This window comes from Amycolatopsis sp. MEPSY49 (genome assembly GCF_051337345.1).
Classification (GTDB): Bacteria; Actinomycetota; Actinomycetes; order Mycobacteriales; family Pseudonocardiaceae; genus Amycolatopsis.
On record NZ_JBDLYJ010000003.1, the window covers coordinates 489,369 to 513,475 of the forward strand.

Annotated in this window: 13 protein-coding genes and 1 pseudogene; 9 read left to right on the forward strand and 5 right to left on the reverse strand. The window is 71.8% G+C overall.

Annotation, left to right across the window (positions count from 1 at the left end; genetic code table 11):
• Window positions 1-33: 33 nt before the first annotated feature.
• Window positions 34-9,978: pseudogene (locus ABFJ78_RS16950) on the forward strand (type I polyketide synthase); the annotation flags it as partial.
• A gap of 188 nt (window positions 9,979-10,166) precedes the next feature.
• Here ABFJ78_RS16950 and ABFJ78_RS16955 read toward each other — a convergent pair.
• The gene (locus tag ABFJ78_RS16955; protein ID WP_436387300.1) at window positions 10,167-10,382 is read right to left on the reverse strand and encodes a hypothetical protein; all 216 of its coding nucleotides are present in this window, start codon (window positions 10,380-10,382) and stop codon (window positions 10,167-10,169) included.
• Window positions 10,383-10,655: 273 nt separating this feature from the next.
• Here ABFJ78_RS16955 and ABFJ78_RS16960 point away from each other — a divergent pair, with 273 nt between their 5' ends.
• Together ABFJ78_RS16960 and ABFJ78_RS16965 are read left to right on the forward strand one after the other, a co-directional pair.
• Window positions 10,656-11,627, forward strand: a complete 972-nt coding sequence (locus ABFJ78_RS16960) for an ABC transporter ATP-binding protein (RefSeq protein ID WP_436387301.1) — start codon at window positions 10,656-10,658, stop codon at window positions 11,625-11,627.
• Window position 11,628: 1 nt separating this feature from the next.
• Complete coding sequence (locus ABFJ78_RS16965; RefSeq protein WP_436387302.1) at window positions 11,629-12,459, forward strand: ABC transporter permease; 831 nt, start codon at window positions 11,629-11,631, stop codon at window positions 12,457-12,459.
• A 67-nt stretch (window positions 12,460-12,526) separates the two neighbouring features.
• Here ABFJ78_RS16965 and ABFJ78_RS16970 read toward each other — a convergent pair whose 3' ends face one another.
• On the reverse strand, window positions 12,527-13,699 hold the full coding sequence (locus ABFJ78_RS16970) for a macrolide family glycosyltransferase (RefSeq protein ID WP_436387303.1): 1,173 nt from the start codon (window positions 13,697-13,699) through the stop codon (window positions 12,527-12,529).
• 86 nt (window positions 13,700-13,785) lie between these two features.
• Here ABFJ78_RS16970 and ABFJ78_RS16975 point away from each other — a divergent pair, with 86 nt between their 5' ends.
• Together ABFJ78_RS16975 and ABFJ78_RS16980 are read left to right on the forward strand one after the other, a co-directional pair.
• A complete protein-coding gene (locus ABFJ78_RS16975; protein ID WP_436387304.1) occupies window positions 13,786-14,916 on the forward strand; it encodes an acyl-CoA dehydrogenase family protein in 1,131 nt (376 codons plus the stop codon).
• On the forward strand, window positions 14,916-16,322 hold the full coding sequence (locus ABFJ78_RS16980; protein WP_436387305.1) for an AMP-binding protein: 1,407 nt from the start codon (window positions 14,916-14,918) through the stop codon (window positions 16,320-16,322). The genes ABFJ78_RS16975 and ABFJ78_RS16980 overlap by 1 nt, the downstream gene beginning before the upstream one ends.
• Before the next feature lie 69 nt (window positions 16,323-16,391).
• Here the strand turns inward: ABFJ78_RS16980 and ABFJ78_RS16985 are convergent, their stop codons facing one another.
• Both ABFJ78_RS16985 and ABFJ78_RS16990 read right to left on the reverse strand, forming a co-directional pair.
• Window positions 16,392-17,111 (reverse strand): class I SAM-dependent methyltransferase, encoded by a 720-nt coding sequence (locus ABFJ78_RS16985; protein WP_436387306.1) that lies wholly within the window; start codon window positions 17,109-17,111, stop codon window positions 16,392-16,394.
• Window positions 17,112-17,119: 8 nt separating this feature from the next.
• On the reverse strand, window positions 17,120-18,712 hold the full coding sequence (locus ABFJ78_RS16990) for a beta-N-acetylhexosaminidase (RefSeq protein WP_436387307.1): 1,593 nt from the start codon (window positions 18,710-18,712) through the stop codon (window positions 17,120-17,122).
• A 243-nt stretch (window positions 18,713-18,955) separates the two neighbouring features.
• Here ABFJ78_RS16990 and ABFJ78_RS16995 point away from each other — a divergent pair, with 243 nt between their 5' ends.
• Window positions 18,956-19,618, forward strand: a complete 663-nt coding sequence (locus ABFJ78_RS16995) for a GOLPH3/VPS74 family protein (RefSeq protein ID WP_436387308.1) — start codon at window positions 18,956-18,958, stop codon at window positions 19,616-19,618.
• A 67-nt stretch (window positions 19,619-19,685) separates the two neighbouring features.
• On the opposite strand, the gene ABFJ78_RS17000 is transcribed toward ABFJ78_RS16995, so the two are convergent.
• Window positions 19,686-20,747 carry an LLM class flavin-dependent oxidoreductase gene (locus ABFJ78_RS17000; protein ID WP_436387309.1) on the reverse strand — a complete coding sequence of 354 codons (1,062 nt, stop codon included), beginning with the start codon at window positions 20,745-20,747 and terminating at the stop codon, window positions 19,686-19,688.
• Window positions 20,748-20,968: 221 nt separating this feature from the next.
• On the opposite strand from ABFJ78_RS17000, the gene ABFJ78_RS17005 reads away from it, so the two are divergent.
• From ABFJ78_RS17005 to ABFJ78_RS17015, 3 genes are read left to right on the forward strand one after another with little or no spacing between them, the layout of a single operon-like run.
• On the forward strand, window positions 20,969-21,931 hold the full coding sequence (locus ABFJ78_RS17005; RefSeq protein WP_436387310.1) for a hypothetical protein: 963 nt from the start codon (window positions 20,969-20,971) through the stop codon (window positions 21,929-21,931).
• Between the two features lie 19 nt (window positions 21,932-21,950).
• Window positions 21,951-23,021, forward strand: coding sequence for a hypothetical protein (locus ABFJ78_RS17010; protein WP_436387311.1), 1,071 nt, complete (start codon window positions 21,951-21,953; stop codon window positions 23,019-23,021).
• Entirely contained in the window at window positions 23,021-24,079 is a 1,059-nt protein-coding gene (locus ABFJ78_RS17015; protein ID WP_436387312.1) for an NAD(P)/FAD-dependent oxidoreductase, read from the forward strand. The genes ABFJ78_RS17010 and ABFJ78_RS17015 overlap by 1 nt, the downstream gene beginning before the upstream one ends.
• Window positions 24,080-24,107: the final 28 nt, after the last annotated feature.

A 24,107-nucleotide genomic window follows, 5' to 3' on the forward strand; every position in this document is an offset into this window, starting at 1 on the left:
GACGACGACAAGCTGCGCGGGTACCTCAAGAAGGTCACCGCGGACCTGTACCGGACGCGCGAACGGCTGCGCGACGCGGAAGATCGCGAGCACGAGCCGATCGCGATCGTGGCGATGAGCTGCCGCTTCCCCGGCGGCGTCCGTTCGCCCGAGGACCTGTGGGACCTGGTGGCTTCGGGCCGCGACGCCATCTCGGGGTTCCCCGTCAACCGCGGGTGGGACCTCGACGCGCTGTACGACCCGGACCCCGACCGCGCCGGGACGTGCTACACGCGCCACGGCGGGTTCCTGCACGACGCGGACCAGTTCGACCCGGAGTTCTTCGGCATTTCCCCGCGTGAGGCGCAGACGATCGACCCCCAGCAGCGGCTCCTGCTCGAAACGGCGTGGGAGGCCTTCGAGCGCGGCGGGATCGACCCCGCGTCGCTGCGCGGCAGCAGCACCGGCGTGTTCGCCGGGGTCATGTACAACGACTACGCGACGCGGCTGACGGACCTGCCGGCGAGCCTGGAAGGCTACGTGGGCAACGGAAGCGCGGCCAGCATCGCGTCCGGCCGGGTGGCCTACACCTTCGGCCTGGAGGGTCCGGCGGTCACCGTCGACACCGCGTGCTCGTCGTCGCTGGTCGCGCTGCACTGGGCCGCGCAGGCGCTGCGGCGCGGCGACTGCTCGCTGGCACTGGCCGGTGGCGTCGCGGTGATGTCGACGCCGGTGACGTTCATCGGGTTCAGTCGGCAGCGCGGTCTTTCACCGGACGGGCGGTGCCGCTCCTACGCCGACGCCGCCGACGGCACGGGCTGGGGTGAAGGTGCTGGATTCCTGTTGCTGGAACGGCTTTCCGACGCGCACCGCAACGGACACCCGGTGCTCGCGGTGGTCCGCGGCTCGGCCGTCAACTCCGACGGCGCGAGCAGCGGGCTGACCGCGCCGAACGGGCCGTCGCAGCAGCGGGTCATCCGCGCCGCGCTCGCCGACGCCGGATTGTCCACTTCGGACATCGACGTCGTCGAAGGACACGGCACCGGAACGACGCTGGGCGACCCCATCGAGGTGCAGGCGCTGCTGGCGACGTACGGCCGTGACCGCGTGGGTGATCCATTGTGGCTCGGTTCGGCCAAGTCGAACCTCGGCCACACGCAGGCCGCGGCCGGCGTGGGCGGCGTCATCAAGATGGTCATGGCGCTGCGCAACGAGGTTTTGCCGCGCACGCTGCACGCCGAGGTTCCCTCATCCAAAGTGGACTGGGAGGCCGGTTCGGTTCGGTTGCTGCAGGAGGCCGTCGCGTGGCCGGCGGGGGAGCGTCCGCGGCGTGCCGGGGTCTCGTCTTTCGGTGTCAGCGGGACCAACGCGCACACGATCATCGAGCAGGCGCCCGAGCTTTCGGCTGCTCCCGCTGAGCCGGGCGTTCCGGGACTGGTCCCGATTGTCCTCTCGGCGAAGAGCCCCGAGGCGGTGCGCGATCAGGCCGCGCGGCTGCTGTCGCGGGTGGACGGTCTGCGGCCGGTCGACGTCGGCTACTCATCGGCCACCACGCGGACCGCGTTCGAGTACCGCGCGGTCGTCGTCGCTTCGACGGCGGAGGAACTGCGGGATGCCCTGGCCTCGCCGGTGATCGGCGAGACCACCTCGGGCAGGACGGCTTACGTGTTCCCGGGTCAAGGGGCGCAGCAGCCGGGCATGGGACGCGAGCTGTACGCCGCGTTCCCCGTGTTCGCGCAGGCTTTCGACGAGGTTTGCGCGGGCTTCCCCGGCCTGCGGGAGCAGATCTTCGGCGGCGACGAGCTGGACCGCACCGAGGTGACGCAGCCCGCGCTGTTCGCCGTCGAGGTCGCGCTGTACCGGCTCCTGGAGTCGTGGGGGCTGACACCCGACTTCGTCATGGGCCACTCGATCGGCGAGCTGGCCGCCGCGCACGTCGCCGGGGTGTTCTCGCTGGCTGACGCGTGTCGTCTGGTCGCCGCCCGGGCGCGGCTCATGCAGTCGGTGTCCGCGGCCGGGGCGATGGCGTCGGTACGGGCCACCGAAGACGAGGTGCGGCCGCTGCTGCGTGAAGGCGTGGCCATCGCGGCGGTCAACGGGCCCGAAGCCGTGGTCGTCTCCGGGGACGTCGACGCCGTCGAGGAGATCGCCGCGCGGTTCGCGGGGTCGAAGCGGCTGCGGGTCAGCCACGCGTTCCACTCACCGCACATGGACGCGATCCTGGACGAGTTCCGGGCGGTTGCTTCGACGGCTTCCTTTGGTGCACCGAAGATTCCGGTGGTGTCCAATGTGTCCGGCGAACCCGCCGACGTCGCCTCGGCGGAGTACTGGACCGAGCACATCCGGGCCACGGTCCGGTTCCACGACGGGATGCGCTGGCTGGCGGCGAACCGCGTGACGCGGTTCGTGACGCCCGGCCCCGGCGGCGCGATCGCGGCGATGGCCGGCGACTGCGTGCCGGACGCCCTGGTGGTCCCGGTCCTGCGCCGGGACCGCGACGAGGTGCGCACGTTCACCGAAGCCGTCGGCAAGCTGCACGTGGCCGGGTTCAGCCCCGACTGGCCGGCGGTGTTCGCCGGCCGCGGCGCGCGGGTCGTGGACCTGCCGACGTACGCCTTCCAGCGGAAGCGTTATTGGCTGGACGGACAGCGGGCGGTCAAGCCGGTTGGCGCGCTGTACCGGGTCTCGCAGGTTGCCGTCTCTGGCGAGGCTGTCGAAGCGGTGGATTGGCGCGGGCTGGGCTCCGCCGTTCCGCCGGTGGTCTACTTCCGGTGTGAGGCCGAGGGTGACGTCGTTTCGTCTGCTCACGGGCTGGCGCGGGAAGTATTGGAGCTGCTGCGGACCTGGCTGTCCGACGATCGGTTCGCTCGATCGAAGCTGGTCTTCGTCACGCGGGGGCTGGCCGGGGCGGCGGTGCGTGGCCTGGTCCGTTCCGCGCAGGCCGAGCATCCCGGCCGGTTCGTCCTGGCGGATGTCGCCGACTCGCTGCCCGGATCATTCGTCGTGGAAGAGCCGGAAGTTTTCTACGCCGGCGGTGAGGTCACGGCGCCGCGGCTGGTCCCGTCCACTTCGGACGGCCCAGTGCGGCTCAAGGGGACGGTGCTCATCACCGGCGGGGCCGGCTCGCTCGGAACCGAGCTGGCCCGGCACCTGGTCCGCGCGCACGACGTCCGCCGGCTCGTCCTCGTGAGCCGGCGTGGACCGGATTCGCCGGGCGCGCGGGAACTCCAGGCCGAATTGGCGGCGGTGGGTGCCGACGTTGTGCTCGCTGCCTGCGACGTCGCCGACCGGGAGGCGCTGGCTGAGTTGCTCGGCGAGGTCGGCCCGCTCGACGCGGTGGTACACGCGGCCGGGGTGCTGGACGACGGCGTCGTCGCGTCGTTGACGCCCGAGCGCCTCGACGCGGTCCTGCGGCCGAAGCTCGACGCGGCTTGGCATCTGCACGAACTCACTGAAGGTTTGTCCGCGTTCGTGCTGTTCTCCTCGGCCGCGGGAGTCCTCGGAGGGGCTGGCCAGGGCAACTACGCGGCGGCGAACACGTTCCTCGACGCGCTCGCCGCGCACCGGCGGGAGCTGGGCCTGCCCGCGGTCTCATTGGCATGGGGCCCCTGGGTACCCGAGGGCGGGATGACCGCGCGGCTCGCGGAGGCGGAGGTGGCCCGCATGCGCCACGGCGGCGTACGGCCGCTGGCGGTACGCGACGCCTTGGCTTTGTTCGACCGCGCTCTCGCCGGGCCGGAGGCGTTGGTGGTGCCGATCGACCTCGACCTCGAGCGAGTGGACACCACCCGGCCGCTGCTCGCGGGACTCGCCGGGAAACCGACCGTCCGGCTCGCCGGTGATTCCACCACCGTGGCCGCCGGCCTCCCGGAGGCCGACCGCTCCGCCGCCGCCCTGGACCTGGTCCGTGCCCAGGTGGCCGCGGTGCTCGGCCACGCCTCCGCCGCCACCGTGCGCGCGGACAGGCCGTTCGCCGACCTCGGGTTCGACTCGCTGACCGCCGTCGAGCTGCGCAATGCTCTCAGCCGCGAAACCGGCCTCACCCTGCCGTCGACCCTCGTCTTCGACCACCCCACACCGCGCGCCCTCGCCGACCACCTCCTCGGCTCCGCCAACCCCGGGCCCGCCGAAACCAGCAGCCCGAGCGCCGGCGAGCCGATCGCCATCGTCGCCATGAGCTGCCGCTTCCCCGGCGGCGTCAACACCCCCGAACAGCTCTGGGACCTCCTCGACACCGGCCGCGACGTCATCTCGCCCTTCCCCGACGACCGCGGCTGGGACCTCGACCGCCTCTACCACCCGGACCCCGACCACCCCGGCACCTGCTACACCCGCGAAGGCGGCTTCCTCGACGACGCCGCCGGCTTCGACCCCGAATTCTTCGAAGTCTCACCCCGCGAAGCCGTCGCCATGGATCCGCAGCAACGCTTGCTCCTGGAGACCGCCTGGGAAGCCTTCGAACGCGCCGGGATCGACCCCGATACCCTGCGCGGCAGCCGCACCGGGGTCTTCGCCGGGACCAACGGCCAGGACTACTCGACCCTCCTGCGCGACTCCGCCGACGACGTCGCCGGGCACCTCGGGACCGGCAACGCCGCGAGCGTCCTCTCCGGCCGCGTCTCCTACACCTTCGGGCTCGAAGGCCCGGCCGTCACCGTCGACACCGCGTGCTCGTCGTCGCTCGTCGCGCTGCACCTCGCCGCGCAGGCGCTGCGGGCCGGTGAATGCTCGCTCGCGCTGGCCGGCGGGGTCACCGTGATGGCCACCCCCGCCGGGTTCGTCGAGTTCAGCAGGCAGCGCGGGCTGGCCGAAGACGGCCGCTGCAAAGCCTTCTCCGACGACGCCGACGGCACCGGCTGGTCGGAAGGCGCCGGAATCCTGCTCCTCGAAAAGCTTTCCGACGCCCAGCGCCACGGCCGACGGGTACTCGCCGTGCTGCGCGGCTCGGCCGTGAACCAAGACGGGGCGAGCAACGGCCTCACCGCCCCGAACGGGCCGTCGCAGCAACGCGTCATCCGCGCCGCGCTCGCCGACGCCGGGCTCGAACCGTCCGAAGTGGACGCGGTCGAAGCGCACGGCACCGGCACCCGGCTCGGTGACCCCATCGAAGCCCAAGCCCTGCTCGCCACCTACGGGCACGACCGCGACCGTCCACTGTGGCTCGGCGCGGTCAAGTCGAACCTCGGCCACACCCAGGCCGCCGCCGGGGTCGCCGGCGTCATCAAGACGGTCCTGGCGCTGAACCACGAGGTGCTGCCCCGCACGTTGCACGCCGACGTCCCGTCGGAGCGCGTCGACTGGACCGCCGGGCACGTCCGGCTGCTGACCGAACCGGTTGCCTGGCCCGCCGCCGAGCGCCCGCGCCGGGCCGCCGTGTCCGCCTTCGGCTTCAGCGGCACCAACGCGCATGCCGTCCTGGAAGAAGCGCCGCCCACCGAGCAGTCCATTGCAGGCAAATCGGCCGTGGAACTCTGGCCGCTGTCCGGCCACACCGAAGCTGCGTTGTCCGCGCAGGCCGCGGCGCTGCTTCCCCTGGCCGAACACGGAACAGCCGGCATCGGCGCCGCGCTGGCCGTCCGCACGGCGTTCGACCACCGGGCGGTGATAACGGCGCCCGATCAGGCCACCGCCGTGCGGAACCTCCGGCTGCTGGCCGAGGGCGGCGAAGGCGTCGTCCGCGGCCGGGTCACCGACGAGGGCCGCTCGGCGTTCCTGTTCACCGGCCAGGGCGCCCAACGCGTGGGCATGGGACTCGCATTGCGCGAGGAGTTCCCCGTGTTCGCTGAGGCCTTCGACACGGCCTGCGCGCGGTTCGACCTCCCGTTGCGCGAGGTGATCGCCGAGGGGGGCGAGCGACTCGACCAGACGCAGTTCACCCAGCCCGCGCTCTTCGCGGTCGAAGTCGCGCTGTTCCGCCTGCTCGAATCATGGGGCCTGACGCCGGACTTCGTCATGGGCCACTCGATCGGTGAACTCGCGGCCGCCCACGTGGCGGGCGTACTGACCCTGGACGACGCCTGTACCCTGGTCGCCGCGCGCGGGCGGCTCATGCAGGAACTGCCCGCGACCGGCGCGATGGTGGCCGTGCGGGCCACGGAGGACGAGGTCCGGTCGCTGCTCACGGCGTCGGCGGACATCGCCGCCGTCAACGGCCCCGCGTCGGTCGTCGTGTCCGGTGTGGAGGAGGACGTCCTCGGCATCGCCGCGCACTTCACGCAGCTGGGCCGGGAGACCAAACGCCTGCTCACCAGCCACGCGTTCCACTCCCCGCTGATGGACCCCATGCTCGCGCGATTCCGCGAGGTGGCCCATGGTCTGTCCTATTCGGACCCGAAGATAGGACTGGTCTCCGACGCCACCGATCCCGAGTACTGGGTCCGCCACGTGCGGGACACCGTCCGGTTCGCCGACGGCGTCAGCTCGCTGGCGGCGAGAGGAGTCACCCGGTTCGTCGAGGTGGGACCGGACGCCGTGCTCGCCGCCATGGTCGGCGACTGCGTCGACGACCCGGTCTTCGTCACCGCGACCCAGCGGCGGAAGCGGCCGGACGTCGAGACGCTGCTGACCGCGGTCGCCGAGGCCCACGTGCACGGCTTCTCCCCGGACTGGACCACGCTGCACCCGACCGGCGCCCGCGCCGACCTCCCCACCTACCCCTTCCAGCGCCGCCGCTTCTGGCCGAGCGCTGGGCGGGCCGGTGACGTCACGACCGCGGGGCTCGCCGCCAGCCCGCACCCGTTCCTCGGCGCGACCGCCGAACTGGCCGGATCCGCGGGCATCCTCGGCACCGGCCGGCTCTCGCTGCGCACCCACCCCTGGCTCGCCGACCACGGCATCGGCGGCTCGGTGCTCTTCCCCGGCACGGCGTTCGTCGACCTGGCCGTCGACGCGGGTGACCGCGCCGGCCGCCCGCAGGTCGAAGAGCTGACTCTCGGCGCGCCGCTGGTGCTGCCCGCGACCGGCGGCGTCCGGCTCCAGGTCCTGACCGGCGCACCGGACGACTCCGGGGCGTGCTCGCTGAGCATCCACTCGCGCCCCGAGGACGCGGCGCCCGACAGCCCGTGGACACTGCACGCGACCGGCGTCCTGACGCCGGCGGTCCCGGCAAGCGGCGACGACCTCACGACGTGGCCGCCGCCGGGTGCGGAACTCCTCGAGACCGACGGGCTCTACGACCGGCTCGCGGACAGCGGGTTCGGGTACGGGCCCGTCTTTCGAGGCTTGCGGCGGGCCTGGCGGCAGGGCGAAGACGTCTACGCGGAGGTCGAGCTGCCGGTGGACACGGACGCGTCGGCGTTCGGGCTGCACCCGGCGCTGCTCGACGCGGTCCTGCACGCGGCGGCGTTCCTGCCGTTCGCACCCGCGCCGCACGGCAGGCTGCCGTTCTCCTGGCGCGGCGTGCAGCTGCACGCCGAAGGGGCGCGCGGCCTGCGCGTGCGCCTCACCAAGACCGGCCCCGAGGCCCTCGCGATCGCCGTCGCCGACTCGGCCGGCCGCGCAGTGGCCACTGTGGACTCCTTGACGCTGCGCGAGTTCGAACCGGACCGGCTCGCGGCCCGGCCGGACGCGCTGTACCGGCTCACCTGGCCGGTCCACGACGGCGACCAGGAAAATCCATCGTGGACAGTCGTCGACTCACTCGACGATGTCACCGACGTGCCGGACGTAGTCGTGCTGCCGTTCGCGTCGCGGCCGGTGCACGACGCGCTGGCCCTCGTCCAGAGCTGGCTCGCTCAAGACCGGTTCGCCCACGCGAAACTGGCGCTGCTCACCTCGGGCGCGGTCGTGGCCGAAGACGGCGACGGCCCGATCGATCCCGCCCTCGCCGCCGTCTGGGGCCTGGTGCGCTCTGCGCAGTCGGAGCACCCCGGCCGGTTCGTGCTGGTGGACTCCGACGGCTCGGCCGAACCCGCGACCGCGCTGGCGACGGGGGAGAGCCAGGTCGCCCTCCGGTCCGGCACGGCCAGGGTGGCGCGGCTGGCCAGGGAAACGGACGCGCTCACCGTCCCCATCGGACCGTGGCGGGTCGACGTCGCCGAGCGCGGCACCCTCGACGGGCTGACCGTCGTGCCCTGCCCCGACTTCGCCGAGCCGGTCGCGCCGGGCGCGGTGCGGATCGCCGTGCGCGCCGCCGGCGTGAACTTCCGGGACGTCCTGAACACCCTCGGCATGTACCCGGGCCCGGCCACCTCGCCGGGGCTGGAGGGCGCCGGGGTCGTCACGGCGGTCGGCGCCGGCGTCACCCGGTTCGCGCCCGGCGACCGGGTGATGGGCCTGTTCGGCGGCGCGTTCGGGCCGGTGGCCGAAGTCGACGAGCGGATGGTCTGCCCGCTGCCCGCCGGGCTGTCGTTCGCCCAGGGCGCGTCGGTGCCGGTGGTGTTCCTGACCGCGCTCTACGCCCTGACCGACCTGGGCGACCTGAGGCCCGGCGAAAGCGTCCTGGTGCACGCGGCGGCGGGCGGCGTCGGCATGGCGGCGGTGCAGCTCGCGCGGCTGCTCGGCGCGGACGTCTACGGCACCGCGAGCGTCGGAAAGCAGGACACACTGCGGGCATCCGGCCTGGCGGACGACCACATCGCGTCGTCGCGGACTCTGGACTTCGAGGCCGCGTTCCTCGCGACGACGGGCGGGCGCGGCGTCGACGTCGTGCTCGACTCGCTCGCCGGGGACTTCGTGGACGCGTCGCTGCGGCTGCTGCCGCGCGGCGGCCGGTTCCTGGAAATGGGTAAGACGGACGTACGGGACCCGGCGCAAATCGCGGCCGCGCACCCGGGCGTCCGGTACCAGGCGTTCGACCTGGTCGAGGCCGGGTACGACCGGATCCGCGAGCTGTTCGACCGGCTGCTGGCCTGGTTCGAGGACGGCGCGCTGACGCCGGTGCCGGTCACCGCGTGGGACGTCCGGCGCGCGCCCGCCGCGTTCCGGCACGTGAGCCAGGCCAAGCACGTCGGCAAGGTCGTGCTGACCGTGCCCGCGCCGCTCGACCCGGACGGCACCGTGCTGATCACCGGCGGCACCGGCGGGCTGGGGCGGCTGCTGGCCCGGCACCTGGCCGAGTCCGGCGTCCGGCACCTGCTGCTGGCGAGCCGGCGCGGCCCGGCGGCCGAGGGCGTCGACGAGCTGCGGGCCGAACTGTCCGCGCTGGGGGCCGAGGCAACGGTCGTCGCGTGTGACGCGGCGGACCGCGAGGCGCTGGCGAAGGTGTTGGCCGAGGTGCGGCTGACCGCGGTCGTGCACGCGGCGGGCGTGCTCGACGACGGGCTCGTCGAAGCGCTTTCCCCGGACCGGCTGGACACCGTCCTGCGGCCGAAGGCGCTGGCCGCGACCAATTTGGACGAGCTGACGCGGGACCACGATTTGTCCGCGTTCGTCCTGTTCTCCTCGGCGGCGGGCGTGCTCGGCGCGCCCGGGCAGGCCAACTACGCCGCCGCAAACGCTTTCCTGGACGGACTCGCCCGGCAACGGCGTTCGGCGGGGTTGCCCGCGCTGGCGCTGGCCTGGGGTCCGTGGCTGCCGACCGGGGGCATGACGGCCGGGCTGTCCGACGCCGACGTCCGCCGGATGGCGCGGTCGGGCCTGCCGCCGCTGCCCGCCGACCAGGGCCTGGCGCTGTTCGACGCCGCAGTGGACGCACCCGACGCGGTGCTGGTGCCGATGCTGGTGGACCCGCGCGCACTGGGTGCCGACGTCCCCGAGCAGCTGCGCGGGCTGGTCCGGACCACCGTCCGGCGCCGCGCGGCCGAGGACGCTCCGGACTGGCGGGAGCGCCTGGCGGCGATGTCCGCCGAGGACCGGCGGCAGGCGTTGCTCGACTTGGTGTGCGCGCAGGTGGCCGCGGTGCTGGGCTACGGCGACGTCGTCGACCCGACACGGGTGTTCAAGGAACTGGGGTTCGACTCGCTGACGGCGGTGGAGCTGCGCAACCGGCTCACGGCGGTGACGGGCGTCCGGTTGCCGGCGACGCTGATCTTCGACTACCCGACCCCGGCGGCGCTGGCGGGGTGCCTCGGCGAAGAGCTGTTCCCGGCATCGGAGTCCGAAGTGGACGATGACCTGAGCGACCTGGACGTCGACGACTTGGTCCGGCTGGCCCTCGGCACCGACGAAGGCTGAAACGGAAAGCGGCCGTCCTGGTGACCCCCCGACCGGGGCACCAGGACGGCCGCCGAGACCGTCCGCAAGGGCTTTCAGGAAATGAAGAACCGACGCCGGCCCGCGGCCGTCGTCTTGCGGGACGTCGCACTGCGGACGAAGAACGCCAGCCCCGCCAGAATCGTCACCGCGCCGCCGATCACGCCGATCGTGTGCTCGCCCGCGTTGAGGATGATCACGATCCCGCCCGCGACCAGGATCAGCCCCATGACGAGGGAAACGAACGGGCGGCCGCCTTGTTCTTTGGCCATGGGAAACTCCTCGATGACACTCGACGAAAGAAATTGCCTGTGCTCGATTCAAGCACAGCGCGAACTGCGTTGTGAGTCCTCGAAAGTCGTCATTCGACCATCGAAAGTTGACGTTCCCCGAGTTGCCGGTCGCACCGGGTGCTGGGAAGATCACGCGGGTACGGGGGTTGCAACTTTGGTTGCGGCGACAAGCCACCTTGTGCCGTAGCACGGCGGCCGTGGCAGCGGGTTCACTGGACTCAGGCACACAGGATCGAAGTACGGAGCGGGCGCTTGATCACAGCACGAGATCTCACGAAACGGTACGGCGACACGACGGCCGTCCACGGGCTGTCGTTCGACATCAAGCCCGGCGTGGTGACCGGTTTCCTGGGCCCCAACGGCGCGGGCAAGTCGACCACCATGCGGATGATCCTCGGCCTGGACGCCCCCAGCGGCGGCTCGGTCACCGTCAACGGCAAGGCCTACCGCGACCTGCCCGCGCCGATGCGCGAGGTCGGCGCGCTGCTCGACGCCAAGGCCGTCCACGGCGCGCGCACCGCCTACCGGCACCTGCAGTGGGTCGCGCAGGCCGGCGGCATCCCGCGCAAGCGCGTCGACGAGGTGCTCGACACCGTCGGCCTCAGCGACGTCGCCGGCAAGAAGGTCGCGAACTTCTCCCTCGGCATGTACCAGCGGCTGGGCATCGCGACGGCGCTGCTCGGCGACCCGCCGACCCTGCTGTTCGACGAGCCGGTCAACGGCCTCGACCCCGAGGGCATCTACTGGATCCGGACGCTGATGCAGGACCTCGCCGCCGAGGGGCGGACGGTCTTCGTGTCCAGCCACCTGATGAACGAGATGGAAGAGACCGCCGAACACGTCATCGTGATCGGCCGCGGCGAGCTGATCGCCGACATGCCGATCACCGACTTCACCCAGCGCAGCGCGCGCAGCCACGTCCACGTCGTCTCGCCGAAGGCAGCCGAGCTCGCCGAAGCCCTCGAACGCGCGGGCGCCAAGGTGACGAAGCTGGACGACGGCTCGCTCAACGTCGTCGGCCTGGACGCGCCGGAGATCGGCGACCTCGCGCTGGAGCGCCGGCTCGGGCTGCACGAGCTCACGCCGGTCCGCGCCAGCCTCGAGGCCGCGTTCATGGACCTCACCAAGGACAGCGTGCAGTACCGGTCGCACAGCGGCGCGCCGCCGGCGGAGGAGAAGGTGCTCGAGACCGTGCGGGCGCTCGCGTCGGAAGGGACGGACTGACATGACGACCGCAACCGCGTTGCCCGCCGCTAAGACTTCGCCGGGCATCACCAACACGCTCGCCGCCGAGTGGACCAAGCTCAAGTCGGTCCGGTCGACCTGGATCGTCGTCATCGCCGCGGCCGTCGTCAGCGTCGGGTTCTCCGTGCTGTTCAGCTTCCTGACCGAGCAGGACTACCAGAACCTGCCCGCCGGCCAGACGACGGACTTCGACTCGGCGGGCACCGCCATGGTCGGGATGAACCTCGGGCTCATCCTGATTTCGGTGCTCGGGGTGCTGGCCGTGTCCGGCGAGTACTCGACCGGGATGATGCGCCTGACCCTGGCGATCACGCCGCACCGCGGCCGGGTCCTGGTCTCGAAGGCCGTGGTCGTCGGGCTGCTGGCCTTCGTGCTCGGCACGGTGTTCGCCGCGGCGGCGTTCTTCATCGGGCAGCTGGTCCTCGGCATCAACCCGAACATCCCGACGCTCGGCCTCGGCGGCCCCGGCGTGCTGCGCAGCCTGCTGGGCTGGGGCGCGGAGTTCGCGGCGTTCGCGCTGCTGGCCCTGTCGTTCGGCGTGATGATGCGCAGCGCGGCGGGCGCGATCGCGACGGCGATCGGCTTCATCTTCGCCCCGGCGATCCTGGGCGCGCTGCTGCCGGCGTGGGTGCAGCGCGACATCCTGGCGTACTTCCCGGCGTCGGCCGCGGAGCAGCTGAGCACGGCCCAGCTCAAGACGGACTCGGCGACGTACCTGGGTCCGCTGACCGGCGGCGGGACGCTGCTGACGTGGGTCGCGGTGGCGCTGGTGGTCGCGTTCTCCCTGATGGGCAAGCGCGACTCCGGCTGAGAGTTCGCCGGCTGCCCGGATGTAGTGAATGACTCATTCATGTCGCCAGGCGACATGAATGAGTCATTCACGTCGTTTCGAGGGGGGCGAGGATGCGGTCGGCCGCCGTGACCGCGCCGCCGCCTTCGCGGGTGTGGTCGCGCATCGCGCGCATGCGCGCGCCGATGCCTTCGTCCGCCGCCACCGCCAGCACCGCGTCGCGGATCGACTCCGGGGTCACGCCGGTGCGGGGGATGCGGACCCCGAGGCCCAGCTCCACCACCCGCTCGGTGTTGACCTCCTGCTCGCCGTGCATCGGCACCAGCACGAGCGGCGTCCCGCAGTAGAACGCCTCCATGACGCTGCCCATGCCCGCCGACGTCACGAACGCCGACGCGTGCCGCAGCACCGCCGGGTGCGGAACCCACTGCCGTGCCTCGACGTTCGGCGGCAGGTCGCCCAGCGACGCCGGATCCACCCCGCCGCCCAGCGTCATGACGACGTTCCAGGGCAGGGAAGCGAACGCGCGGGCGCACTGGCGGAAGAAGCCCGGCTGGTCGTTGAACGCCGAGGTGCCCAGCGACACCAGCAGCACCGGGTTGCCGTTGGACGGTGGTTCCCAGCCCGTCAGCGGCCGCTGCGGGCCGAAGCACGGGCCGGTGAACGTGTGCCGCGAATCGAACGTCGGCCCCGCGTACTGGAAGTCGCGGGGGATGAGGACCAGCTTGTGGTCGCGGCCGTCGTCGAGGAACTCCTCCGCGGTCCGGCCGGGGGCTTCGGCCGCGAGCAGGCCTTGGAGGTCAGCGACGAAATCGTAAGAGTCCTCTGTGGACTCCGGAGCCGGGTAACGCGCGACGTGTGCGGGCAGCGAGTAGTGCTCGTTGGACGCGAAACACGCCGAAAGCTGGACCGTCGGACACGAGACGTCGTGGGCGAGCACGCGGCCCGCGATCCACATCGTCGAGTCGAAGGCGAGCACGTCGGGCGGGTCGTCGGCCAGGAGCTTCCGCACCGGCGCCAGCGGCCCGAGACAGCTCGAAGCGCCGGTCAGCGCCGCCGCCAGCCGGTGGGAGCCCGGGTCGCCGGCCGGCTCGTCGTACCCGAGCGGGCGGGCGCCGGTGGCCGCGATCCGGTCGGCGAACGCGCTGCCGGTCGCCACCGTGACCCGGTGGCCGCGCCGGACCAGCTCGCCGAGGACGTCCAAGACGGGAGTCACGTGCCCGTGACCGGGCAGGGTGCAGAGCACGACGTGTCGGGTCACACCGGCCATGCTCGCACCGCGTATTCAGGGATTTCGCCAGACATCCCGCCGTTAGCCTCGGGCGCGGACACTCGTGGAGGTGGCGGATGGACTTCGGCTGGACCGCGGACCAGCGGCGGCGCTACGACCGGACGGTGGCCGACACCCGAGCGGCCTTCCCGGCCGCGGCCGAGTACGCGTTCAGCCGCGAAAACTGGGCGTTGCTCGGCAAGTTCGGCGTGCTCGGCGCCAGCGTGCCCACCGGCCACGGCGGGGGCGGCCTGACCGCGCTCGAGACGGCGCGGGTGTTCGAAGCCGCCGGACGGGGCTGCCCCGACACCGGACTCGTCTTCGGCGCGGCCGCGCACCTGTTCGCCTGCACCATGCCGATCGTCGACTTCGCGCCGGAAACGGAGCGCGAGAGGCTGTTGCCCGGCCTCGCCGCCGGCGACCTCATCGCGGGCAACGCGATGACCGAGCCCGAAGCGGGCTCCGACGTCGGCGCGCTGCGGACCACGGCGACCCCGGTCGACGGCGGTTACCTGCTCAACGGCGTCAAGAGCTTCGTCAGCAACGGTCCCGTCGCCGACGTCCTGGTCACCTACGCGGTCACCGACCCGGCCGCCGGCCACTGGGGCATCACGGCGTTCGCGCTCGACGCCCACTCGCCGGGGGTCACGGCGGGTGAGCCGTTCGGCAAGCTGGGCATGGAAGGCTGCGTGGCCTGCGAGATCACCTTCACCGACTGTTTCGTGCCCGCGGCGGCGGTCCTCGGCGAACCCGGCCAGGGCTCGGCGATCTTCCAGCACTCGATGGGCTGGGAGCGGGCCTGCCTGTTCGCGCTCTACCTCGGCGTCCAGGACCGGCTGATCGACCGCTGCCTCGAGCACGTGCGCGGCCGGCGCCAGTTCGGCAAGCGGCTCGCCGAGTTCCAGTCGGTGTCCAACCGGGTCGTGGAGATGAAGCTGCGGGTCGAAAGCGCCCGCCTGCTGCTGTACCGGGCGTGCTGGGCGCTGGACCAGGGTGAGGACGCGACGCTGTTCGCGGCGCTGTCGAAGCTCGCGGTGTCCGAGGGGACGGTGGCGAGCGCGACCGACGCCGTCCAGCTGTTCGGCAGCCGCGGCTACCTGCGTGAACAGGGGATCGAAGCCGCGCTGCGGGACGCGATCGGCGGGACGATCTTCTCCGGCGCGTCCGACGTGCAGCGCCAGCTCGTCGCGATGGAATTGGGGTTGTGATGCTGCACGAGCTGGTCCTCGCCGCTGCCGAACGCACACCGGACGCCCCGGCGGTGCACTGCGGCACCACGACCGTGACCTACCGCGAACTCGACGAGCTGGCCGGCCGGCAGGCCGCCGGCCTGCACGCCGCCGGGGTCCGCCACGGCGACCGCGTGCTGATCTGGGCCGAGAAGAGCGTCGAGGTGGTGGCGCTCATGCAGGCGTCGCTGCGGCTCGGCGCGGTCTACGTGCCGGTCGCGCCGTCGAACCCGGTGTCGCGGGTGCGGCTCATCGCCGAGAGCTGCACGCCCGCGCTGGTCGTCACCGACATGGCTGCCGACTGGGGTGCGAACCCGCCGCCGCTCAGCTCGTTCGCTGAACTGTCCACATGCGACGGTGTGGCGCCGCCGGAGCACGTCGGCCCGGACGAGCCCGCCTACATCCTCTACACGTCCGGCTCGACGGGCACGCCGAAGGGCGTCCTGATCAGCCACCGCAACGCGCTCGCGTTCGTCGGGTGGGCCGCGCGGGAAACGGGCCTGCACGCAGGCGACCGGCTGGCCAACCACGCGCCGTTCAACTTCGACCTGTCGGTGTTCGACCTCTACGGCGCGTTCTTCGCCGGGGCGTCGGTGGACCTGGCGGGCGCGGACCTGTCCTACTCGCCCGTGGAGCTGGCGGACTTCCTGCACGGCCGCGGGATCAGCGTCTGGTACTCGGTGCCGTCGGCGCTGCTGCTGATGATGCGCCACGGCGGCCTGCTCGACCGGCCCGCGCCGGCTTCCTTGCGGGTCTGCGTGTTCGCCGGGGAGCCGTTCCCGATCGCCGGGGTGCAGACGCTGCGCCGCGCGTGGCCGGACGTCCGGCTGTTCAACTGGTACGGCCCGACCGAAACGAACGTCGTCACGAGCTACGAGGTGACGTCCGCCGACCTCGCGCGGACCGGAAGCCTGCCGATCGGGCGGGCGTGCTCGGGTGCGACGCTGACGCTGTCGGACGGCGAGATCGTCGTCGAGGGCCCGACGGTCATGCTGGGGTACTGGGGCGCGGCCCCGCAGCTGGGCGGCTACCGCACGGGCGACCTCGGCCGGTACGACGAGGCGGGCGAGCTGGAGTACGCGGGCCGCCGCGACGCGATGGTCAAGCTGCGCGGCCACCGCGTCGAGCTGGGCGAGATCGAGACGGCGCTGGCCCGCCACCCGGGGGTCGCCGAGGTGGCGGTCGTGGTCGCGGGAGCGGGCATCGACGCGCGGCTGCGCGCGGTGGTCGTCCCCCGGCCCGGCGAGCGCGTGACGCTGCTGGGGATGAAGGCCCACTGCGCGGCGCACCTGCCGAAGTACATGATCGTGGACGAGGTCGTCACGGCGGAGGAACTGCCCCGCACGGCGAACGGCAAGACCGACCGCGCCGCCCTCGCCCACTGACCCCGGCCCCGAAAGACGTGAATGACTCATTCATGTCGTCAGACGACATGAATGAGTCATTCACGTCATTCAAGCGGTGCGAGCGAGAACGTAGTGCGTTGGCAGGTTGAGCACGGAACCGTCGGCCAGCGTCTCCGTCGTGCGCAGCAGCAACTCGCCCCCGTCCACTACAGTAAACCCGGCCACCTCGTACACCGTCTCCAGCTCCGCCTCGCCCGCCGCCGGCTGGAGGCCGATGCCGAAGTAGATCGACACCCGCTCCAGCTTCGGCAAGTCGTTGGCGGGGTCGGCGATGAGCTGCTGCATGTACGTGTAGCTCGCCGGGGTCAGCTCCTGGTTGAACACGCACCCGCGCGCCCCGGCCAGCACGGCCAGGTTGCGCGCGCACGTCACCCGCTTCTCGACCGGCAGCTGGTGGATCACGCCCGACAGGTAGATGTTCACGTCGCCGTACCGCGCCCGGAACGCCGCCACCGCGGACGAATCCAGCACGTCCAGCAACTCGTACGAGACGTTCGGAGCGCCGTTCTCCGTCCGCGCCCGGTTCAACGCGGCTTCGGCGATGTCGACGCCGACGACCCGGTCGTAAAGCCCGGCCAGGTACCGGGTCTGGGTCCCGTTGCCGCAGCCGAGGTCGACCAGCGGCAGCGCGGGGTCGAAGTGCGCCTTGAACAGCTCGGCGTGCGCGGCCGCGCCGTCGGCGGGCTCGCAGTCCCAGAACGCCGCTCCCGCACGGTCCGGGAGGTCCGTCCAGTAGGCCTCCCAGACCCGCCCGTCCTTGTTCGTCATGGTGTGCCTCAGTTCTTCTGCCACGGGATTTCCGGTGCGGGGTAGAACTTCACGCCCGCCGCCGTCCAGCGCGGACCCTGAGCCGCCAGCCGCGAAGCGAACGACGTCCAGTCGTGGCTCGCCTGCGGCGACCAGCCGATCTCGGCGATCGCGGGCAGCCGCGGGAAGGCCAGGTAGCGGGCGTCGTCGAGGCTGCGCACGGTGTCCGTCCACAAGGGAGCTTCGACGCCGTCGATGTTCGAGTTCAGCGCGCCGGGCACGACCGCCGTCGGGTCCCAGCCGTACGCGGCCTGGACGCTGATGTCGCCCGCCCACTCGAGGCCGAGGTCACCGGCCGGGACGCCGGGCGCGTACTTCATGTCCAGGTAGGTGTAGACGCACGGCGCCATGATCAGCTTCGCGCCCTTTTGGCTGGCTTCGCCGACCTCGTTCTGGGTGCCGTCGTAGATCCAGAACTCGCCGGTCGCGCCCTGCGGCGGGGTCGCGGTGAGCATCTCCGCCCAGCCCAGCAGCTTCTTGCCGAGCTTGGCCACCATCGGCGCGACCTTCGCCATGAACGCCGTGTACTGCGCGTCGGTGAGGTCCTGGATCTCGTCGCCGCCGACGTCGAGGTAGCCGCCCGGGGTCAGCGCCGCGACCTGCGTCAGCACGTCGTTGATGAACTTGTACGTCACGGGCTTGTCGACGCACAGGTCCGACCGCGGCGCGGGGGTGAGCCCGGTGTAGACCGGCCCGGCGACGCCGTCGCAGTTGAGCTCGGCGTAGGAGGACAGCGCCGCGCCGAAGTGCGACGGCATCTCGATCTCCGGCACGATCGTGACGTGCCGGCTCTGCGCGTAGGCGACGATGTCGCGGTACTGGGCCTGGGTGTAGAAACCGCCCGCGCCACCACCGGACCCGGTGCTCGCGCCCTTCGCGGTCAGGTTCGGCCAGCCGGTGATCTGCAGCCGCCAGCCCTGGTCGTCGGTCAGGTGGAAGTGCAGGTTGTTGACCTTGTACAGCGCGATGTCGTCGATGTACTTCTTGACGTCGGCCACCGGCAGGAAGTGCCGGGCGACGTCGAGCATGGCGCCGCGGTAGGCGTAGCGCGGGTAGTCGAGGATGTGGCCGCCGGGCACGGTGAGCGTCCCGCTGAGTGAAGCGGGCAGGAGCTGGCGCAGCGTCTGGACGCCGTTGAAGAGGCCGGCGGGCTTCGCGGCCCGGATGGTCACGCCGGACGCGGTGCTGTCGAGCTGGTAGCCCTCGGCGCCGACGCGCGGGTCCGCACCACCGAGTACCAGCGAAATCCCGGGCAACGCCTTCGGCAGGGCGGGGGTGGTGATGACGGGGAGCCGGAACCGGGTCGCCGGCCGCAGCAGCCCGGCGAGGTAGTCGCCGACCTGGCGGGCTTCGGCGCCCCCGGAGGTGAACACCACCGCCTCCGGCCCGAGCCGGTAGCGGACGGCCGGGTCCGGCGTCACCGACACCGGCGCCGGCACGATCTGCTGGAGGGTGGAGACGGCCGGAACCGCCTGCGGTGCGGCGCCGGCGGGCACCACGGGGGCGAGCAGGCCGAGGAGGGAGAGGAACAGCACCCCACGCCTGGCACTTCGAGCGGTCATGAGCCGTCCATTGCGGATAGTGGTGAGTGGTCCCTTTCTCTTAACCGCCCGCTCGGGCGTGAGTCCACCCGATCGGCCGACGTCTGGGGAGACTGCTAAGCCGGGTTACTCCGCCTGCCGGAACAACTAAGGTTGTGAACCGACAACCTTCCGTCACCGGCTGTCAACCTTTGGCCGTTTTCCGCACCGGTCCCGATCCGTCAAGATCGAGTGGTACGCAAGCCACAGAAACGGGTGACCGACATGACCGACACGCCGACCTCCGTTCACTACCGCGCCTACCTGCTCGCCTACGACGTCGAGAAGGAAGACCTCTACGACCGCACGCGCACGGCGTTCCTGACCCGTGCCGGCGTGCTCACGGAGCTGGCGCTGCGCGGCAACATCGCCGACGAAGACGGCGACGCCGTGCTGGTGAAGTCCGACCCGACCGGCGACCCGGTGCTCGACCGGCTGCTGGCCCAGATCGGCAACGAGAAGCGCAGCTGGAAGTCGTGGATCCGGCACGACTACAAGGAAACCCTCGAGGCGATCGAGGAGCAGCTGGTGGAGCGGAAGCTGCTCGCGGTCGAAGAGAAAAAGGTCCTCGGCGTCGTCCCGAAGACCCACGTGACCGTGACCGACCCGGCGGTGGCGAAGGCCCTGCAGGCGCACGCGGTCGAGGTCCTGCACGGCTCGACCCCGGCGGCCGAGATCGGTGCGGACGACGCGGCGCTGGTGGCGCTGGCGGCGGCGGGCACGGTGCCGAGCGTCGTGACGCGCAAGGAGAGCAAGGGCGAGTACAAGGACCGCATCGAGGAGCTGACCGACCGCGTCGGCGAGGTGGCGCCGGGCCTGGAGAAGGCGCTGCGCGGCATCCGGTTGACGATGATCGCCGCGCAGGGCGGCCTCGGCTTCAGCGGCTGACCCCCCTACCGCACGGCGAAAGGCCCGGTGACTCGGTCACCGGGCCGTTCGCCTTTCTCGCCCTGGGTCACGCGAACGCGGGCATCACCTTGTCCGCGAACAGGTTCAGCGTGCGGGTCATCGTCTCCGCCGACTGGCCGCCGAAGTCCAGGTTCCACAGGATCACGTCCGGGCCGAGCACGTCCCGCACCTCCTCGATCCGCCCGCGCACCGTGTCCGGCGAGCCGACGACCGCCTTGGCCTCGAGCCCGTCGGTCTCCAGGTCGAAGCTGGCCATCTGACGCGCCATCGCCGTGTAACCCTCGTACGCCGGCGATTCCACGTTGTGCCAGGACAGGATCGCTTCCTTGAACGCGTTGAACGACTTCACCATGTACGGCACGGCCAGGTCGCGAGCCTCTTCGTCGCTGTCGGCGATCAGCAGCGGGATGCTCACCGCGAACTTCGGCTTGCGGCCGGAATCGCCGTGCTGCTCGAGGAAAGCGCTGCGGTACAGCTCGACGTACTCGCGCTTGCGGGCCATCTCGTTCAGCTGCGTCGAGCTGATCAGCAGGTTGAACCCCTTGCGGCCGGTCCAGTCGAAGCTCGCCGGGGTCGCCAGCGCGGCCACCCACACCGGCGGGCCCGGCTGCTGCACCGGGGCGGGGAGCGAATTCGCGTTCTCGTAGGAGAAGAACGGCGTGTCCTCGGTGACGTCCTTTTCGGACCACAGCCGGACGACGGCCTCGATCGTCGCGAGGAAGCGCTCGCGGCTGGTGTCCATGTCGACGCCGAACGCCTCGAACTCGTACGGCAGGAACGCCCGGGCGAACCCGACGTCCAGGCGGCCACCGCTCATCACGTCGACCTGGGCCGCGTGCGCGGCGATCTGGATCGGGTGGTGGAACGACGCCTGGATGCCGCCGGTCATCAGGCGGATCGACTGCGTGCGCGCGGCCACGGCGGACAGGAAAGCCAGCGGGCTGGGGGAATACCCACCGTAGGAGCGCAGGTAGTGCTCGGTCATCTTGACGTAGTCCAGGCCGAGCCGGTCGGCGAGGACGCTGACCTCCAGCACGTCCTGGAAGTACTGCGAGGCGGACGTGGTCCGCGGGTCGCAGTCCGGCAGCAGCGAGACGCCATACTCCACTTCTGATCCCTCCGATGGATGGGCTGACGAACCGCCAGCGTCGACCCGCCGACCGCGCCCGCGGTACCGGCCCTAGCAACCCAACCCTGGGGTAACCCTTAAGAACTCCCGCGCCCGGAGCTGAGGTTTTGCCTAGAGCCCGGGTGCTAGCCCGGCGGCACCCGGCACCGGGGTCAGTAGCGTCGCGGCAACCGCGTCGGATCGTGCGTAAGGGGAAATCGGTGACTCTGGGGTATCTCTTCGGTGCGAACATCTCCGATCCCGACCCGGAGCACGGCGCGCACCTCTACGAGGCCTACCCGGCGATGCGCCGGACGTACGAAGAGGTCCGCGACTGGACCGGCCTCGAACCGCGCGTCCTGCTGCGCGGCGAGTTCGAACCCCGGGGCGACCACGACCGCTTCAGCCTGGCCGGCATCCGGCTGGCCGCGCTGGCGCTCGGCATCCACGACGTCCTCGCCGCGTCCGAGATCCACCCCGGTGTCGCCGGCGGCATCAGCCTCGGCGGCCTGATCGCGAGTTCGGTGGCGGGCGCGGTGGACCGGCGCACGCTGTTCGACCTGCTGCTGCGCGAGGCGAAGACGCCGCTGCCGGACCCGGCGCCCCCGGCCCAGGGCGCGGCCATCGCCTTCCTCCCGGTCACCGAAGATCCCACGTACTACTACGGCGACCGACGTCCGGGCGTGTACCTCGGCGGCGACTTCGGCGTGCTCGCCGACGGCACCGCGCGGCTGCTGATGCTCAGCGGCACGGCCGAGGCCCTCGAGAAGCTCGTCGCGCAGAGCCCGCCCGGCATGGTCAGCGTCATCGACGGCCAGCCCTTCGCCGTCCACTCGCCGCTGCGGCAGTACGCGACCGACTTCATGGCGCCGACCGTGGCCGCGATCCCGGTGGCGGACCCGCGGATCCCGGTGTGCTCGTTCCTCGAAGAACGCGCTCTCACGACGGCCGGCGAGGTCCGGGACCTGTTCCAGCGCAACAAGACCACGACGATGAGCCTGCCGCACGTCTGCGCCGGGATGAAGGACCAGGGCGTCCGGCTCGCCTTCGTGCTCGGCCCGACGCTGCCCGCCGGGGTGCTCGACTTCCCGTTCCCCGTCGTGCGCATCACCGAGCCGCACCACGTCACCGAAGCCATGACCGCGATCTACGACTACGCCGTCGACCTCGTCGCCCCCGCCTGACCCGCACCAAGGAGAGACCGTGAGCACCCGCACGCACGAACGTGCCAGCCTGACCGACCACTGGTTGTCCCTCGACCTCGACGCGTGGACGCGGCACGTGGTGCGGCGGCACTTCAACCCGGAGCTCGGCAGCCCGTACTGGCTCAAGCGCGCCACCGAGCTGTCGTTCGACCCGATGGACATCACGCGGTACGACCAGCTCGCCGAGTTCGGCCCGTTCCCGCCCGGCGACCTGCGCGGCCTGGACCCCGGCGACCTGGTCCCGCGGATCGTGCCCCGCCCGCTGACCGGCCGTGTGTGGGAGTCCGGCGGCACCACCGGCGACCCGGTGCGCGTGTTCTACACCGAGGACATGATGACCCACCGCGTCGAGTGGCGGCGCTGGTCGTACCTCTTCGACGGCTACCAGGCCGGCCGCACCTGGCTGCAGGCGACGCCGAGCGGGCCGCACCAGATCGGCAACGGCGCGATCGAGCTGTCCGAACAGCTCGCCGGGCTCGTCTACGGCATCGACATGGACCCGCGGTGGATCAAGCAGCTCATCCGCGCCGGCAAGATGAAGGAGCTGGGGGAGTACACCGACCACGTCCTGGGGCAGATCGTCGACATCCTGCGCTCGCAGCACGTCCACTACCTCAACACCACGCCCGCGCTGCTGCAGAAGCTGATCGCGCGGCAGCCGGAGCTGGTCGCGGCGCTCGACGGCGTGCGCCTGGGCGGCACGCACATGAGCCCGCGGATGTACCAGGACTTCGTCAAGGCCCTCGACGGCGGGCTCGTGCGGTCGGGCTACGGCAACACCTTCGGCAACGCCGTGAGCCTGCATCCGGAGGACGGCGGCGCGATCCTGCCCTACGCCCCGACCTACCCGCAGGTGACGATGTCCGTCGTGGACCCTGCGGACTTCCGGCGGAACGTCGACAATGGACAGTTGAAGCTGACCGTGCTGCACGAGGACCTGTTCCTGCCCAACCTGCTCGAGCGCGACGAGGCCACCCGCTACGACACGAAGGGCGAGTGGCCGGTCGACGGCGTCTACAACGTGCGCCCGCTGCAGGTCAGCCAGGCCGCGCCGGAAGGGCTCTACTGATGGCGCCGAAGGTGGTCGTCATCGGCGCCGGGGTCATCGGCGCCGCGGTGACCTACCACCTCGCCCGGCGCGGGGCGCGGGTGCACTGCGTCGACCGCGCGGACCGGCCCGCCGCGGGCACCACGGAAGTCGGATTCGCCACCGCGACGGCGTACCGGCGTTTCCCCAAGTCGTACTTCGAGCTGAACCAGGCCGGCATCGCCGCACACGCGGAGCTGGCCGGGGACTCCGCGCCCTGGTGGCACCGCACCGGCACGGTGGCGTGGACCGACGACGAGTCGTTCGCAGGGTACCTCGCCCAGCTCGCCGAATGGGGGTGCCCGGTCGAGCGGTACGCCCCGGACGACACGTCGGTGGTCTTCCCCGCGTCCGGACCGGTCGCCTTCCTGCCGTCGGAGGGCTGGATCGACGCGGTCGCCTTCACCCGCCACCTCCTGGACCAGGCCGTTTCCCACGGGGCCACGCTGGGGCTGAACGCCGAGGTGACGTCGGTGGAACGCGGTGCCGGGCTCGCGGACGGCCGCCGGATCGAGGCCGATGTCGTGGTCAACGCCACCGGCTCGGCCGCGGACGAGCTCGGCGCGCTGGCCGGCGCGCGCCCGTTCCTCGGCCCGCCTCGGCGCAGCCTGATCGCGCACCTGCTGGTCGACGGCGACCCGCTGCGGTACATCCTGCGCGCCCCCGAGGTCAGCATCCGCCCGGACGGGCCCGGGCGCGTGGTCCTGCGCTCGGACCGCGTCGACCGCGGGCTGCCGCCACGCTCGGGGACGCCCGACCCGGAGTTCGTGAAGGACCTCCTGGACCGGGCGGCGAAGGTGGTGCCGTTGCTGGGGACCGCGACCGTCCGCACGGCCGAGGTGGTCGACGCGCGGTGCGCGCGTGACGAACTGCCGAGCGTCGGGCCGCTGTCGGCGGTACCCGGGTACTACGAGGCGGTCGCGAGCGCGGGCGTCACGCTGGCGCCGCTGTTCGGCAAGGCCCTCGCGGCCCGGATCGTCGACGGCGAGCCCGACCCGCTGGTCGACGTCTTCACGCCCGACCGGTTCGAAGCAAGCTAGAAAGTTCCCCAAAAAATCTCTCGCATAC

Coding starts and splice junctions, on each gene's coding strand:
- ABFJ78_RS16955 (WP_436387300.1), bottom strand. CDS start 10,382: ATGGCCAAAGAACAAGGCGGCCGCCCGTTCGTTTCCCTCGTCATGGGG.
- ABFJ78_RS16965 (WP_436387302.1), top strand. CDS start 11,629: ATGACGACCGCAACCGCGTTGCCCGCCGCTAAGACTTCGCCGGGCATC.
- ABFJ78_RS16975 (WP_436387304.1), top strand. CDS start 13,786: ATGGACTTCGGCTGGACCGCGGACCAGCGGCGGCGCTACGACCGGACG.
- ABFJ78_RS16980 (WP_436387305.1), top strand. CDS start 14,916: ATGCTGCACGAGCTGGTCCTCGCCGCTGCCGAACGCACACCGGACGCC.
- ABFJ78_RS16985 (WP_436387306.1), bottom strand. CDS start 17,111: ATGACGAACAAGGACGGGCGGGTCTGGGAGGCCTACTGGACGGACCTC.
- ABFJ78_RS16990 (WP_436387307.1), bottom strand. CDS start 18,712: ATGACCGCTCGAAGTGCCAGGCGTGGGGTGCTGTTCCTCTCCCTCCTC.
- ABFJ78_RS16995 (WP_436387308.1), top strand. CDS start 18,956: ATGACCGACACGCCGACCTCCGTTCACTACCGCGCCTACCTGCTCGCC.
- ABFJ78_RS17015 (WP_436387312.1), top strand. CDS start 23,021: ATGGCGCCGAAGGTGGTCGTCATCGGCGCCGGGGTCATCGGCGCCGCG.